This window comes from Lactococcus muris, from assembly GCF_042849115.1.
GTDB classification, from domain to species: Bacteria; Bacillota; Bacilli; order Lactobacillales; family Streptococcaceae; genus Lactococcus; species Lactococcus muris.
In genome coordinates this window covers 113,361-127,785 of the sequence record NZ_BAAFQO010000004.1, presented here as the reverse complement: position 1 = coordinate 127,785, position 14,425 = coordinate 113,361, and the positions used below count along the sequence as shown (strand labels likewise).

The 14,425-nt window shown below is 39.7% G+C and carries 14 protein-coding genes; 5 read left to right on the top strand and 9 right to left on the bottom strand.

The window, feature by feature from the left end; translation table 11 throughout:
• Positions 1 to 24 precede the first annotated feature (24 nt).
• Positions 25 to 1,191: a DUF998 domain-containing protein gene (locus ACGHCK_RS03820; RefSeq protein ID WP_251423055.1), complete on the bottom strand. Its 1,167-nt coding sequence runs from the start codon at positions 1,189 to 1,191 to the stop codon at positions 25 to 27.
• Between the two features lies 1 nt (position 1,192).
• Positions 1,193 to 1,570, bottom strand: a complete 378-nt coding sequence (locus ACGHCK_RS03815) for a YwiB family protein (protein WP_251423052.1) — start codon at positions 1,568 to 1,570, stop codon at positions 1,193 to 1,195.
• Between the two features lie 194 nt (positions 1,571 to 1,764).
• Between ACGHCK_RS03815 and ACGHCK_RS03810 the strand changes: the two genes are divergently transcribed.
• Positions 1,765 to 3,063: an HD domain-containing protein gene (locus tag ACGHCK_RS03810; protein ID WP_251423049.1), complete on the top strand. Its 1,299-nt coding sequence runs from the start codon at positions 1,765 to 1,767 to the stop codon at positions 3,061 to 3,063.
• Positions 3,064 to 3,089: 26 nt separating this feature from the next.
• A complete protein-coding gene (gene yidA, locus ACGHCK_RS03805) occupies positions 3,090 to 3,902 on the top strand; it encodes a sugar-phosphatase (RefSeq protein ID WP_251423046.1) in 813 nt (270 codons plus the stop codon).
• Between the two features lie 198 nt (positions 3,903 to 4,100).
• Here yidA and trhO read toward each other — a convergent pair whose 3' ends face one another.
• On the bottom strand, positions 4,101 to 5,114 hold the full coding sequence (trhO, locus tag ACGHCK_RS03800; RefSeq protein WP_202231018.1) for an oxygen-dependent tRNA uridine(34) hydroxylase TrhO: 1,014 nt from the start codon (positions 5,112 to 5,114) through the stop codon (positions 4,101 to 4,103).
• A 155-nt stretch (positions 5,115 to 5,269) separates the two neighbouring features.
• Positions 5,270 to 5,731, bottom strand: coding sequence for a hypothetical protein (locus ACGHCK_RS03795; protein WP_251423043.1), 462 nt, complete (start codon positions 5,729 to 5,731; stop codon positions 5,270 to 5,272).
• Positions 5,732 to 6,091: 360 nt separating this feature from the next.
• Between ACGHCK_RS03795 and ACGHCK_RS03790 the strand changes: the two genes are divergently transcribed.
• Together ACGHCK_RS03790 and ntdP are read left to right on the top strand one after the other, a co-directional pair.
• Positions 6,092 to 6,970: a metallophosphoesterase family protein gene (locus ACGHCK_RS03790; RefSeq protein ID WP_251423040.1), complete on the top strand. Its 879-nt coding sequence runs from the start codon at positions 6,092 to 6,094 to the stop codon at positions 6,968 to 6,970.
• A 72-nt stretch (positions 6,971 to 7,042) separates the two neighbouring features.
• Positions 7,043 to 7,573, top strand: coding sequence for a nucleoside tri-diphosphate phosphatase (ntdP, locus tag ACGHCK_RS03785; protein WP_251423089.1), 531 nt, complete (start codon positions 7,043 to 7,045; stop codon positions 7,571 to 7,573).
• Between the two features lie 21 nt (positions 7,574 to 7,594).
• On the opposite strand, the gene ACGHCK_RS03780 is transcribed toward ntdP, so the two are convergent.
• Both ACGHCK_RS03780 and ACGHCK_RS03775 read right to left on the bottom strand, forming a co-directional pair.
• Positions 7,595 to 9,235 carry an ABC transporter permease gene (locus ACGHCK_RS03780; protein WP_271328251.1) on the bottom strand — a complete coding sequence of 547 codons (1,641 nt, stop codon included), beginning with the start codon at positions 9,233 to 9,235 and terminating at the stop codon, positions 7,595 to 7,597.
• Positions 9,236 to 9,247: 12 nt separating this feature from the next.
• The gene (locus ACGHCK_RS03775) at positions 9,248 to 10,126 is read right to left on the bottom strand and encodes an ABC transporter ATP-binding protein (RefSeq protein ID WP_251423035.1); all 879 of its coding nucleotides are present in this window, start codon (positions 10,124 to 10,126) and stop codon (positions 9,248 to 9,250) included.
• A 136-nt stretch (positions 10,127 to 10,262) separates the two neighbouring features.
• On the opposite strand from ACGHCK_RS03775, the gene ACGHCK_RS03770 reads away from it, so the two are divergent.
• The gene (locus ACGHCK_RS03770) at positions 10,263 to 10,829 is read left to right on the top strand and encodes a TetR/AcrR family transcriptional regulator (protein ID WP_251423032.1); all 567 of its coding nucleotides are present in this window, start codon (positions 10,263 to 10,265) and stop codon (positions 10,827 to 10,829) included.
• A 101-nt stretch (positions 10,830 to 10,930) separates the two neighbouring features.
• On the opposite strand, the gene ACGHCK_RS03765 is transcribed toward ACGHCK_RS03770, so the two are convergent.
• The 3 genes from ACGHCK_RS03765 to ACGHCK_RS03755 form a co-directional block, all read right to left on the bottom strand.
• Positions 10,931 to 12,574 carry a hypothetical protein gene (locus ACGHCK_RS03765; RefSeq protein WP_394304474.1) on the bottom strand — a complete coding sequence of 548 codons (1,644 nt, stop codon included), beginning with the start codon at positions 12,572 to 12,574 and terminating at the stop codon, positions 10,931 to 10,933.
• Positions 12,575 to 12,775: 201 nt separating this feature from the next.
• Positions 12,776 to 13,297: a dihydrofolate reductase family protein gene (locus tag ACGHCK_RS03760; RefSeq protein WP_251423028.1), complete on the bottom strand. Its 522-nt coding sequence runs from the start codon at positions 13,295 to 13,297 to the stop codon at positions 12,776 to 12,778.
• Positions 13,298 to 13,405: 108 nt separating this feature from the next.
• Entirely contained in the window at positions 13,406 to 14,407 is a 1,002-nt protein-coding gene (locus tag ACGHCK_RS03755) for an ETX/MTX2 family pore-forming toxin (RefSeq protein ID WP_271328250.1), read from the bottom strand.
• Positions 14,408 to 14,425 lie beyond the last annotated feature (18 nt).

The window sequence follows — 14,425 nt, the reverse complement described above, 5'->3', positions numbered from 1 at the left end:
ATAAAACATTTTATTTCATTCCTGTTAAACGTCTTTCTCTTTCGCAATATCAACAAGATAGATTACCCGAGTATTGAACAGTATTCTTACAAGATTATTTATTAAAAGCATGATCCAAGCAAATGATAAACTAAAGGAAAGAATTTCAAAGGCTGTGAGATTAAGATAATGTAAGGGATGCCATAAGAAATAGCCAAGGGCAATCAAGGAAGCGAGACCATAAGAAATACGGTACATATTTTTATCCAAATCCGGCAAAAACCAACGTATACCGAGGATAGATAAGCTCATAAAGAAGACAATTAATTGTGCAGCGACATCGTGCATAATATGCGCCAATCCTGTACCGTTGTTCGGAATTAAGCCAACCAACGCAATAGATATCGCACACAAAGTCAGTAAAATTTGGAGAACCATAAAGCGTATCCGCTTTCCTAACTTCTCACGAATTAATACAAAAATATAATCAAACAAGGCAATCATCAAAGCAGCCGATACCACCAAAGTCATATTAAATTGCAAGCTCGTGTTTGACTCACTGGTCCCTAATAAGCTAAAGTTTTTTCGCCACCAATACTGGTTGTTATTAGCTGCCATACTTGCTACCAGCCCACCAACAGATACCATGATAAGCATATTAATCATCATTTGTATAGAAAACGTGTCCACAACAAAGATAAGCAGGTAATTCAAAATCGCTGAAAAAATAGCAAAGATCAAGACTGATGTCAACACATCAAAACTTAAGCCATAGAACAGCTGATTTAAAAACCAAAATAGAGCAATTAATGCTAATGTTACAATAATAAAGACTGAAAGAATAACGGAAAGAAAAGTTCGCCAGTACACTCGTGGACGCATTATATGATAAAGCTCTTTACGCTTCTTAATAAATGCAGTAATAAAAGATGTCAAGGCAACAGCATTAGCAATAACTAAAACTCCCGTAGAAATCGATTCAGTACCTGAAAGATAAATCTGATCTAGGCCCATCACTTGACTAACAATAAAAAAGAGAAGCGTACTGATTGCCGTTGGTATCAGAAAGACTCGGGCTGCATCTTCTTTTTTATTTGGTGTCTTTGCACGTATGGTAAAGCTGTTTTTATTGTTTTTAACAACTTCAATTTCTTTTTCTCTTGCTAAATCTAACTGCTCATAAAGTTCCTTAGGGAGAAGTATTTTTTTCATATCAACTCCTTTTCCAATCAATTCTCATGCGGTACTCCCCGATGGGAATATCATTCTGACTTAGGCGATATTTCAACTTCACATGGTTTAATCCCTCATCCATATGAAAGCCATCTGTCACAATTTCTAAGCGCCCTAACCCCTCATAGATTGTGTGTGTGGACATTTCTTTATGAAAACGCATGACTACCGGCTTTTCAGCATAGCGTGTCATACTTAACTCTTTTTCATCAAATTTTATTAGCACTTTTTCTTCTTCAGCATTTTTATAATACAATGCAATTTTACTTCCTAATTTTTTAACTTCTCCATCAAAAGTTTCACGAATAAATTCTTCTTGTCCATCAATAATAATGCGATTCCGAATAATAATTTCCATAAATGTTATTTTACTATAACTTGCATTATTAGTAAAATAGCAATTTGCAGTAAATTCCGTTATAATTAAATTATAGTAATGCAAGAGTTTTCACCCAGATATTGACTGCTTTTGGTAACTCTTGTTTGAAAAAATTGCTTTAAAATCAATGGCTTCCACAAAAAACTTTACTTACAAATGCAAAGGAGGTTTTTATGGCTCATCTCGAAAAAGTCTTTCGTGATCCTGTCCATGACTATATTCACGTAGAAAACCAAATTATATATGACTTAATCAACACTGCGGAATTCCAACGTCTGCGCCGTATCAAACAACTTGGAACATCTTCATATACTTTTCACGGTGCTGAACACAGTCGTTTTTCTCACTGCATGGGTGTTTATCACATTGCAAAAACTATAACAGACTGGTTCACAAAGAGCTACCCAGAAACGTGGAATCCTGAGGAAAATCTCGTTACCCAATGTGCTGCTTTATTACATGATGTAGGGCACGGCGCTTATTCGCATACTTTTGAAAGTCTTTTTGCTACAGATCATGAAGCGATGACCCGGGAAATTATTACCGCACCCTCTACTGAAATTAACGCTGTATTACGCAAGGTAGGGCCCGACTTTCCTGAACAAGTTGCTTCTGTTATTTCACATGACTATCCAAACCCTCAGGTTGTCCAACTTATCTCTAGTCAAATTGATGCTGACCGAATGGATTATCTTTTAAGGGATGCTTATTATACTGGCGCAGTTTATGGACAGTTTGATCTGACAAGAATCTTGCGTGTTATTGCTCCTCATGAGGATGGAATAGTTTTTAGAGTTTCTGGTATGCATGCCGTTGAAGACTATATCGTCAGTCGTTACCAAATGTATATGCAAGTTTATTTTCACCCTGCCAGTCGTTCAATGGAGGTTATCTTGCAGAACTTGCTTCAAAGAGCAAAGGTTTTATACCAGTTAGATCAAGAATATTTTGCTCAAACAAGTCCAGGACTGGTACCTTTCTTTGAAAATAGACAGAGCTTACATCACTATCTTTCTCTAGATGATGGGGTAATGAATACTTATTTCCAATCTTGGATGTCTAACGCAGACGATACCTTGTCTCAGCTTGCCAGCATGTACATCAATCGCCATTTGCTCAAATCAATGGAATTTACCCAAGATCAAGAACAACAACTTGATCTCTTTAGCTCAGAGGCTCCTCTTTTGGATCAGCTGCGAGAACTTGTTGAAAAAGAAGGATTTGATCCACATTATTTTACAGGTACACATAACAACTTTGACTTGCCTTATGACTTCTATCGTCCAAATTCTAACAAACCACGCACTCAAATTGAAATATTACAGAAAGATGGCAGCTTGACTGAACTTTCCGAAGTATCACCTATCGTTGCTAGTCTTGCTGGTACAATTCACGGAAACAGTCGCTTTTATTTTCCGAAAGTCATGCTGAAAAATCCTGAATTTAACCAATTGATCCGTACAAATCTTTAAATCAAATTAGAAAAGAGAAAAAACAAATGATTAAACTTATTGCTATTGACATCGACGGTACTTTGTTGGACCCTGACCGTAAAATTACACCTGAAGTTAAGCAAGCGATTGCTGATGCAAAGGCCGCTGGAGTAAAAGTTGTTATCACCACAGGCCGTCCACTCATGGGTGTTCAGAATATTCTTGAAGAACTTGAATTGACAGACTACAGTGACTATGTCATTACCTATAATGGTGCCCTAGTCCAGCGTGCAACGGGGGAAGAATTTATCATGGAAACTTTGGAAGCTGAGGACGTCTTGGATATCGATGCCGCGGCACGCAAGATTGGTGTCCATATGCATGCTATTACGAAAAAAGGGATTTATACAAGTAATCGTGATATCGGAAAATACACTGTGCACGAAGCATCATTAGTCAACATGCCTCTTTACTTCCGTCAACCCGAAGAGATTGCTGCGCTTGAAATTGCTAAGGTGATGATGATTGATGAACCTGATATTTTAGATAATGCCATTGCTTACTTGCCTTTTGAGTTTTTTGAACGTTATAACATGGTGAAGTCAACACCTTTCTATTTAGAATTTATGAATAAAAAGGCGAGCAAGGGGAATGCCGTCTTGCATTTAGCCAAGAAGCTTTTCCTAGATGTTGATGAGCTCATGGCTATTGGAGATCAAGAAAACGACCGTTCTATGCTTGAAGCTGTGGGAAATCCTGTTGTTATGGAGAATGGTAAGGAGGAACTGAAAAAAATCGCCAAATATGTCACTAAGTCTAACGCCGAGTCTGGTGTGGCCCATGCGATTAATGAATGGGTTTTGAAAGACTACAAGTGAGCTCCTTGAAGAAGCTTTATGTGGACCAATACCTCTGGTAATATTGGGAGCACTGTTCAGAGTGGTCCTTGGTGAAAAGAATAGTCCCAATATTTTGCAGTAAGAAAAAACGCCTAAGCCATTAAAATGTGGTTAAGCGTTTTTGTTTTGCTGTTTTACCTAAAATCAGTTTCTTGCTGCCTATATAACTCTTTGCTTTTAGCCCCTTCTTTTAGTAAAAAAAGTTGGGTCGGCTGCACGTTCTCTTATCAGCACCTTTATCTTTTCATCTGGCAGGTGGAGTTCTTCCGCACAGCTTTGTGAACAACAGCCCTCAAAGCGCTCTGCACAGTTTGAACACTGAATAAACAAGCGATGACAAGCTTTATTTTTACAGTTTGTATGTCTGTCGCAAGCTTCACCACATTGAGGACATGTCGAAAGAATATCATCCGTGATACGTTCTCCCATACGTTCATCAAAGACAAAATTTTTGCCAATAAATTCAATCGGGAGATTCTGCTCTTTTGCTTTGCGTGTATATTCAATAATGCCGCCCTCAATGTGGTAAACATTTTCAAAGCCCTTGTGCTTCATAAAAGCACTGGCTTTTTCACATCGAATACCACCCGTACAGTACATTACAATATTTTTATCTTTGTCCTCTTTCAACATGTCGACAGCCATGGGCAATTGTTCCCGAAACGTTGCAGATGGAACCTCCAATGCATCCTTAAAATGCCCCACTTCATACTCATAATGATTGCGCATGTCCACAAATATTGTGTCTTCTTTTCCAAGCATTTCGTTAACTTCTTCTGCCTTAAGATAATGCCCTACATCTGAAGGATCAAATGTCGGATCGTCAATACCGTCTGCAACGATTTTGTCGCGAACCTTCATTCGCAGTACCCAGAAGGATTGTCTATCGTCAGCAATTGCATAATTAAGACGAATCCCATCCAATTCAGGCGCAGCTTGATAAAGTATGGTCTTGAAAGCCTCTAAATTTGCAGTTGGTAGGCTGATTTGAGCATTGATTCCTTCAGCAGCGATATAAATACGCCCGAAAACTTTCAATTCCTCAAATTTTTTATACAAATCATCACGAAATTGTTGAGGGGCACTGATATTAAAATATTTATAAAAAGAAAGCGTGGTGCGAGGCTCTGTTTCAGCTGCCAAACGCTCTTTTAATTCTTTATTTGAAATTTTATTGTGTAAGATAGTCATGTTCCTATAGTAGCATAGCTCCATTTTCTTTTTAAGCAATGCGCTTGTTTTTTAATGAACAAAGTTTGTTTTAAGTCAAATACCGCTCAACGGACTTTTTCTTGCTGCCCCTATCAGAACAAAATTGGCTAGAAACCATAATAAAAAAACTCCTCTTACGAAAGAGTAGTTCCATTTTCTTCTTTATCAGCAAGCTCCTCTAGCTTTCGCATGCGACTCATCAGCTGTCTTTCTCCCAGCAAAATAATGAGTAAAAGCAAGCCCCATCCTGCCAATATACCAGCTGTTCGCATCAATCCATCCCCATGATAAGTTAAAAAGGCACGCCCAGGACGATTATTATCCACATAAACTTTTATTTTATCATCTATCGTTCCAAGTTTCCTAAAATAAGTGTCCAAAGGGCGTACTTGATATTCTATACCCTCAAAGGTATAATTGACCTCTTTAAAACCCTCATCACCTCGGACAATAATGCCACTTACTTCTGTTTTTATAACATTTTTGTTGGCCATATGAACCCCAGTAAAAACGAGAGCGCCTGAGAGCAATGCTAAACCAACAACGAATAAGAGAATTCTTGAAATCCCTTGAAATATTTTTACTGTATTCTTCATATACAACCTATGTAATTTCTAATAATAATTTTAGTCTCTTCCATTATGTCAAAATTATCATTAGGACTCTAGGCTGACCTTTATTTTATTATGACAACCTTATGAACGTAATTTTATATAAAAATGAGATATTTTAACGGAATAGAGTAGGTTCTGCACAGCATTTGGGACGAAATCACTGGAAAATCAGCTCTTTTTCATTGCTTTTTTGTCATTTTTCTGCCCTCAAAATTCAAAGTGGGCTAAATGTTCAGCAGGATAGTCTTTCATTAACTAATGAAAACGTTAGCATTGGTGCAGCGGTTAAATTTTCAGTTGGGACGATTAGAACTTGTCTTGCGCTTCTGTTATAATTTAACTATGAAAAAATTAGCACTGCTTTCAGATTTGCATTTAGATGTTAATGAATTTACAGATACTGAAATCAAGGTTTTAGTTGATACTTTACAGAGTCAGGATGTAACAGATTTGCACTTTGCAGGCGATATGTCCAATGACTATAAAAAAATCACCAAGCCCTTTTTCGATAAATTATCTACTGTTTTCGACATTAGTCACAATCTTGGGAATCACGACATGGTACATTTATCTGAAGAAGAAATCAACGCACAAGACTTTTCTCTCAAATATTTTGGTGATAGTCTCCTCATAGCTTTTCATGGCTGGTATGACTACTCTCTTGCTGACAATTATTCTTACGATAATATTCTTGCCTTTAAAAATAATTTTTATTTTGACCGCAAAATCCAGCGCAAATATAACGATCCACTAACGACTAAAAAAAGTCTTCACACCTTGGAAAAGATTTTACAAAGCTTAAACTTTGACGGCCGTATCATCATAGCCATGCATTTTGTCCCACATAAAGCTTTTTCTATTAATACAGCTTATAAAAAGTTTGAACGCTTCAATGCTTATCTTGGCTCTCAAGCTTTCCACCAACTTTTTACCCAGTATCCTCAAATTACAGATGTCGTCTTTGGTCATGCGCATCATCGGATTTCTACTCAAACTATAGACGGGATTACCTATCACTCACGCCCTTTAGGTTATACTTACGAATGGCAAATGGTCAGCGATTTCCTCCAAGATTATCCCGAATATCAGATAGAAGAACACTATCATTTGCGTAAAAGATATCAGGCAATCAGGTCGCTTGATAGCTGGCAAAATTATCGTGAACAGAATCTGTCAAAGGAGTTTCTTAGTAGCTTAAGTTTTTTTGAACTGCCAAGCTGAGTTCAGAAACTTTTTGAATATTATGCTATAATGATAAGCGAGAACTTTGAATTTTGGAAAGTTGGTGAAGCCTTGAATCTTCCGAAAGAAGGCGACCTTGTCACGATTCAAAGCTATAAACATGATGGCAGTTTACATCGTACCTGGCGAGATACGATGATACTGAAAACAAATGAAAATTCAATTATTGGTGTAAATGACCACACACTTGTAACCGAGTCAGACGACCGTCGTTGGGTCACACGTGAACCTGCAATCGTTTATTTCCACAAAAAGTTTTGGTTTAACATCATTGCTATGATTCGTGAGGAAGGCGTCAGCTATTACTGCAACCTTGCGAGCCCTTTTGTCTTGGACAATGAGGCCCTGAAATACATCGACTATGATCTCGATGTAAAAGTATTTAAAGATGGCGAGAAAAAACTCCTAGACGTTGAGGAATATGAACGTCACAGGAAACAAATGAACTACTCTCCTGAGATTGACTACATTTTGAAAGAAAATGTAAAAATTCTTGTTGATTGGATAAATAATGAACGTGGACCTTTCTCCAAGGAGTATGTTGACATTTGGTACAATCGCTATCATCAATTAAAAAAATAGTCCAGATGGACTATTTTTTAATTAATCGCCAATCAAGTCACGTTGCCGATAAATAAACATGCCAATCAGAGCAAATATTACTGCTAAAGCAAGTATAAATACAAAATTGCCCCAGTTCATTGTTTCGACCGGAAGTCTTGAAATATGGTGGAAAATATTAAAATTATTTAACCAAGCGGGGAGATTCAATATGTTGCCAATATAACTCATGAAGAACGCAAAGCCGAGATAAACCCAGATCAGCGCGCTAAAACGTGGAAGCACGGCCATTAGAAAGCCTAAAATCCCAAGGACAAAGAAAATCCCAACAGTCCAAGACATCCCCGCTGCAGCTACTTTAGCAAAACTGAACGCATTGTCATTATTGGCTTGGGAGAGATAGATGCCAAGCACAACAGCAAACTGAGCAAGAGCGCCTAATATCCAAGAGATAATCATATAAGTTACATAAACTTTATAACGGCTAATCGGCATGGCATAAAGTAGTTCTTGTCGATTTTTTCGTTCCTCTGTTACCATCCGCATCAGTGAAGTAACCGCAAAGCAAGCAACCATTACCGCACAAATCATAAATATTGTTGACATAAAGCTTTCAATCATGGCTTTACTTGCCGCCCTGCTGGTTTCGTTTGCCAGATGAGGGTCAATGTTAAAGAGTTTGGATATGGTTGGACTGGATTCAACAAAACCGCTGATTTGGTCAATCATTGACCCATAGGTGATTCCCAGCACAAAAAGCCCAAAAATCCAACCGATACTGGCTGTACGTTGTTGTCGAAGTGTAAGTCCTGTAAAACTGAGTAAGCTTTTAGAAGCATGCGCTTTACCGTTCACCTCCGGAATATAGCCCGCATTGACATCTCGTCTAATTTCAAGAAAATAAGCAAGAGCGAGAAGAACAAGGCTCAATCCTAGAGCGAGGAAGAGAGGAAGCCAATGATTTTTGACATAGGGACTGGTCAGATATGACCAACTTAAGGGGTTCCAATAGCCCCAATTTACATTTTGTGTGTCTGTTCCCATACGAACAAGATAGAGCAAACCAAGCAAGCCAAAAGTAGCACCTTTAGCACTGCCTGAGTCGGAAAAGATTTGCGCAAAGGCAAGAGCGAACAAGCCCCAAAGTAAACTTTGGACGCCTATAGCAGAGGCAAACAAGAGATTTTCGCTAAAAGAAGTCATACCCGGAATATTTTGCAACTGGATTGAAGTCGCCAGAACCCCCGTAATCAAGACTTGTAAAACAAAGAGTTCAATAACAAGAGCTGTCGTATTGGCTAATTTTCCGACTTGAAAAGAGCGAAAAACTTCAGCGATTCCATCTTCTTCTTCTTTTCGTGTACGATTGATAACATAGATAATCGCAACAACAGCGAATGTTATTGCCGTAATTAAAGGCATGGTCGTGCCATAAGCTGCATCCGCGGTAAAATCTTTACCTTGAGCGACCGTCATAGGACCGAACAATGCCGTCATAGCTGGTCCCTGAAAAACATTAAACATGGTTTCTCGTTGACTGTCAGTCTGCATGATAAGCTCGAATTTACCCACTCCCGACGCTGCAAAGGCCAGCACACCAACTATCCAAAAGACAAGTTTTAGCCAATCTCTCTTGAGTAAAGCCCCCAGCATACTAAAGGTTTTATTTAAAGGTTTGTCCATAGCGTTCACCTCCTACTCATAATGATGCATGAAAAGCTCTTCTAAAGTTGGTGGTGTAGACTCTAACTTCTTCACCCCATACTTAAGTAAGGTTTTTAAGATAACATCCGTTTTATCCGAGTCTACCTGAAAAACAGCCTTATTGCCATTGCGGTGCAAATCATGGACACCCTCTAATCCATGCAACGCTTCTGGCGCTTGATTAGTTTCGACTTTAAAAGTATCACGTGTCAAATGACGTAAATCATCAAGTGACCCTGTTTCAACGATTTCTCCTTTTCGAATAACAGCAACACGATCTGCTAGACGTTCGACTTCAGATAAGATATGGCTGGACAAAATAATGGCTTTCCCCGCTTTTTTGAGACGCTGGACTTCAGCTTGGAAAACCGATTCCATCAAGGGATCCAAACCACTGGTTGGCTCGTCAAATATATAAAGTTCAGCATCCGTGGCTAAGGCCGCAATTAAGGCTATCTTCTGACGGTTTCCTTTGGAATAGCTACGCGCCTTTTTCTTTGGATCAAGTTCGAACTTCTTGATAAGCTCATCACGTTTTTTTAAATCTGCATGACCATGTAACTTCAAGAAAAGGTCAATAATCTCGCCCCCAGAAAGATTGGGCCAAAGATAGACATCGCCAGGCACATAAGCAATTTTCTTATGAATCTCAATGGCATCCGTCCACACATCTTTACCAAATATTGTGGCTGAACCTCCACTCTTTTTAATAATCCCCAGCAAAACACGAATCGTTGTTGATTTTCCTGAACCATTGGGACCAATATAGCCCAAAACTTCTCCGGCATTCACATCTAATGTAACATTCTTCAAAGCTTGAAATTTACCAAAATTTTTCTGCAAGTTTTTTATTTCAACAATCTTTTGCATTGCTTTTCCTCCTCACTCCATGACCTTTTTGAACTTGATATACCTTTATAGTTCACATTGTACTCTTTTGGTTGAATAAGTTCAAATTAAAAGATATAATTTTATAAAGAATTCTTTTTTTGCGGAGAGGAAGAAAATGAATCAAACAAAGAAAAAGAAAAAAGCTATTCTGGACGTGACTACAAAGCTATTGAGAGAGCGCTTAATTTCCGATATTTCTATGGATGAAATTGCTCGACTGGCTCATGTTTCTAAGGTAACCATTTTCAAATATTATGAAAATAAAAACAAGCTGATGAACCTGGTTATCCGAAAAGAACTTGACTTTATGGTTGAGAATATTCAAAAAATAATTGCTACCGATGCAGATTTTCGTGAAACGTTTCGCCAAATCTATCACTTCAAAATGAAGCAAATTCAGTTGATGACCGATATTTTTCTGCAAAATATGATAAAACAATATGCAGCAAATCCAAGTTTTTTTGATGAAGATACACGTGAAATTCAACACCTTGTTTACCAAGAACTTTTCAGAAAAGGGCGTGCAGAAGGACAAATTTCGAAAGACTATACGGATGAAGACCTTTTTCTATACGTCGATATTATCAGCGAAGGAATGAAATCTATCCCATTAGAAACAATGATAAAACACTCTGAGCACCTAACCGAAATGTTTCTCAATTCTCTAAAAAAAGGGGAATAAACTCCACTTTATCGGAGTTATGGAATCCAATAAAAAATCACTCAATGAGGCATGTAGAAGTGCCGTCTTGGGTGATTTTTGGTTCTGGTCGCTATTTTACTTTATTGATGGACGATGAGGGCAGGACGAGCGCCACCGGCAGCGGCGGCATTTCTTGGCCCCATAGAAATTACACCATTTAGCGGATTATTAGGTTGGCCTCCAAGCACACGCAGTCCATGGTCTAAACTTGTGCTAGGCGTTCGAAGCCACCAGAAACCATGATTTGGACCACCTTCTATGCGGCCTACGTGATTAGGAAAAGCACGACCTGTACCCGATAGACGTGTCACATCTGCTAAAGATAGTGCAAAGGCACGTGGACTACCACTTGAATCAACTTGACTTATATCAACCTCAACTTCGGGAAAATCGTACAAGTTATTAGGTATCCAGCGTTCTCCTGGTCCGTCAAAGGTAAGAGAATCCCAATCAACTTCTCCTGTCACAAAATGATCTGCTACAGGTTGAACCATTGCTTGAACTGTTGGATCAAGGGAAGTGTACCAATTATTAATTCGTTCTACTTGATTATTGAAACTCGCACCAAACACGCTATTCCGAATAATCAAATGATTCCCACCACCCTGATTCTCCAAATAACGATACTGCTCCCCAGCCATAGTAAAGATCGTCCCCGGTGCCATGATGCTAAAGTTGATTTGGTCGGGTTGGACATTCTCCTCAGGGCCCGGGTTCCCCCAGTTGTTATCAATAGAGCCATTCTGTACAGCTGTCAGGAAGTCTGACAAGTCATCATGATGGGTAAAGCTTCCATCTGCAGCCAAGAAATCATTGATACGGTCAGGACTGATCAGTTGCCCGTCCACATGGATACCGTAGTAATATTCTCCCGGGATAGCATTCGCTGCTGCGGTCATCTGTGCTGCATCCAAGAGATAAGAAGTGGTCTCTCCTGCTTGAAGTTGATTCGCCCAGTAAGCCCAACCTGTTTGGTGGTCGATGACCCAGAAGTTCCCGACTTTCAGGTTATTAGGTAAGGCTGCCCACTGGCTCATGGTCATCGGGGCACGCTCTTGTTGCAGGTTTTGAGCTGCATCATGGGTGACTTCTTCTCCCGGCCAAACTGGACCGCTGTTATCAAAGCTGTCGCCAGAGGACCAGTAGGCATCTGTACCATCTCCGGGGTGAGTGGCGCCATCTGTTACCCCATCTGTGGCTGTGCTTGTGACCCAGTCACGGGCATGTCCTGCAGAGGCGGTCATCAAGTCTTGGTTGTCCCGGTTGAAGGTCGGCATGAACCATGGGGCATCTTGACCTGAACGGCTCCAACCAAAGGTCAGGTTAGAGTAGGTGTTGAAGGCTGCCGAGTCATCTACACGGGTGTTCAGGTTGGTTTCTGAGGGACGCATGACCGTCCAAGTGTCCACTTGGTCACGGATGGTGCCGTTCACTATAGGGGTGAAGTCTTGTTCTCCTGTTGAGCGTTTCTCCATGAACTCGGAGAGGCGGATACGGGCCATGAGGGGCACATTGCCATAGTTCTCCACGAAGACGTCCTTGTTTTCCGTGTCTCGGTTGTAGTAGTCGTGGACGCGGCCTCCGGGGATGTTTTCTCGGATGCGGTCATTGATGGCCCGCTGGTTGAAGGCTTGGAAGGCGAAGGTGCCGCCTACCAAGAGCAATAAGAGGGACAGGAGCGCGAGGTTGCGCAGCCGCCGCTGGTTTTTCTTTTCTGGTGTCATAAACTCCTCCTTTGACGTAACCTGTACTTTTAGATTTTCATTACATATACATTTCTAATGTTACGTTTACTTTCTGAGTCTATAGTATAAAAAAAAAAAAAGGTCAAATGAAATGAGTGTTTGATGAGAAAAATAGGGTTGGCACATTACTTGTTGCACAAAAAAACTCAGCTTCTCATATCAGAGTTTACTGAGTTTTCTTTATTCTCTATTCTTTTTTCGCTTATAAGCCAGTTCTACAAACTGTCCATAGATTGTACTTCCTTGGAATTCTAAGTCTGCTGCATAATCGCCTTGGGGGAAAAGTGGAATTCCTTCACCAAGAAGAACCGGAGCAGTCGTTATCCTATATTCATCAATCAAGTCAGCTTCCAAAAAAGTTTTGATGAGTTGGCCACCACCAATCAACCAAATTTCTCCCTGAAGCCCCTGAACGAAGTCTGTAAGTTGTGACGGATGAACAAATTTAATATTGCCTTTGTCCTCCCAGTTCTTTTTAGAGAAAACATAGGTCATTTTGCCTTCATAAGGCCAAGTCTCCAACTTTTGATCCAAAAGCCACTGATAGGTCCGACTTCCCATAAGAATAATATCAATAGAGGAAAGAAAGGCAGATATGCCATTATCTCCTTTCCCTTGAACTGTCATCAACCAATCAAGATTATCCTGCTTGTCTGCGATGTAGCCGTCTAATGTCTGTGCAATAAAAAGTTTTACCGTCATCTGCTTCTCCTTCTTGTTTCCTCTTCCACTTAGCTTAACAAGATAAAAAAGCAAATTCAAGTCAAATACCTCCTCTGCACAAATTCTGACAGCTCTTTTCTTTCACAACTATGTAGCTTCAGCCTTTACAGGTGCTTCGTAAATTACAGGTCCGCTTGTACCATCATCCTCAATCTCTTTTATCACGAAATAAAGTTCCGTCCCATACTTGGCGTGGTAGCTCCCTACCCCCATGTTGTAAAGCGCAGTGTTATTGTTGACTTGCTGCCAGTTACTTCTGCTTTCTTTCATGAACATGTTCCAATATCTATTACTTAGCAAGTCTTCCGATGCAATGACCTTACCAAGCCCATGTGTTGAGATTGTACCTGTCTCTAAATCAGTTTTGTATGGAATCTGTGCCTTGACCTTATCCTGAAGCTTAATCGTACCAGAAGCTTCTGTGGTTCTAAGAAACCAATCTACTCGAACTTTTGTATGTGGTTCAAGGCGAATCGATGAGGAAGGAACCTTCCAAATAATCGTTTTAGACTTTGTTTTTTCATATCCCGTTGTGTACGTATACTCTACATTAAACTTTACATTAGCAACCCCTATTCCTCCAATACTTGGAAATAGGAAATGCTCTTGTGCAGACATCCCTGTATTGACAGAATGAGTCGTTGTTGTTGTAATCGAATCAGACGTCTCGAAACTGAAAGAAGGGGTGTCAATGTTTTGCACGTTATTTGTATCGTTAGTAAAATGAGAAGAATGCGCTGCAAGAGCTTCGCCCTCTTTGAGCCTCATATCACTGTTCATGGAAAGCGTGGGATGATCACTCGCATTTATTGGTTTTGACTCTGCAGCACCGATGGTACCACCTGTCGCTTGTCCAGTTGCAAACATACTGTAAGAATGTGCAATGGCCAGTTTTTCAAGTTTTTCATCAATTTTAGGACTAAGTTCTCCATTGAGACTGTTTGTTTGTTTGTTTAGACATTCACTATTTCTAGGACAGTTTACATCTTTGGCAGCCACATTCTTTGAGTCAACATTGCCTAATGGCAAAGCAATGCCAAGCACCAAAAGACCGCCAGTTAAAACTGCTCCTGTTTTCTTTAAAATCATAGGGCATATCCATTCTTA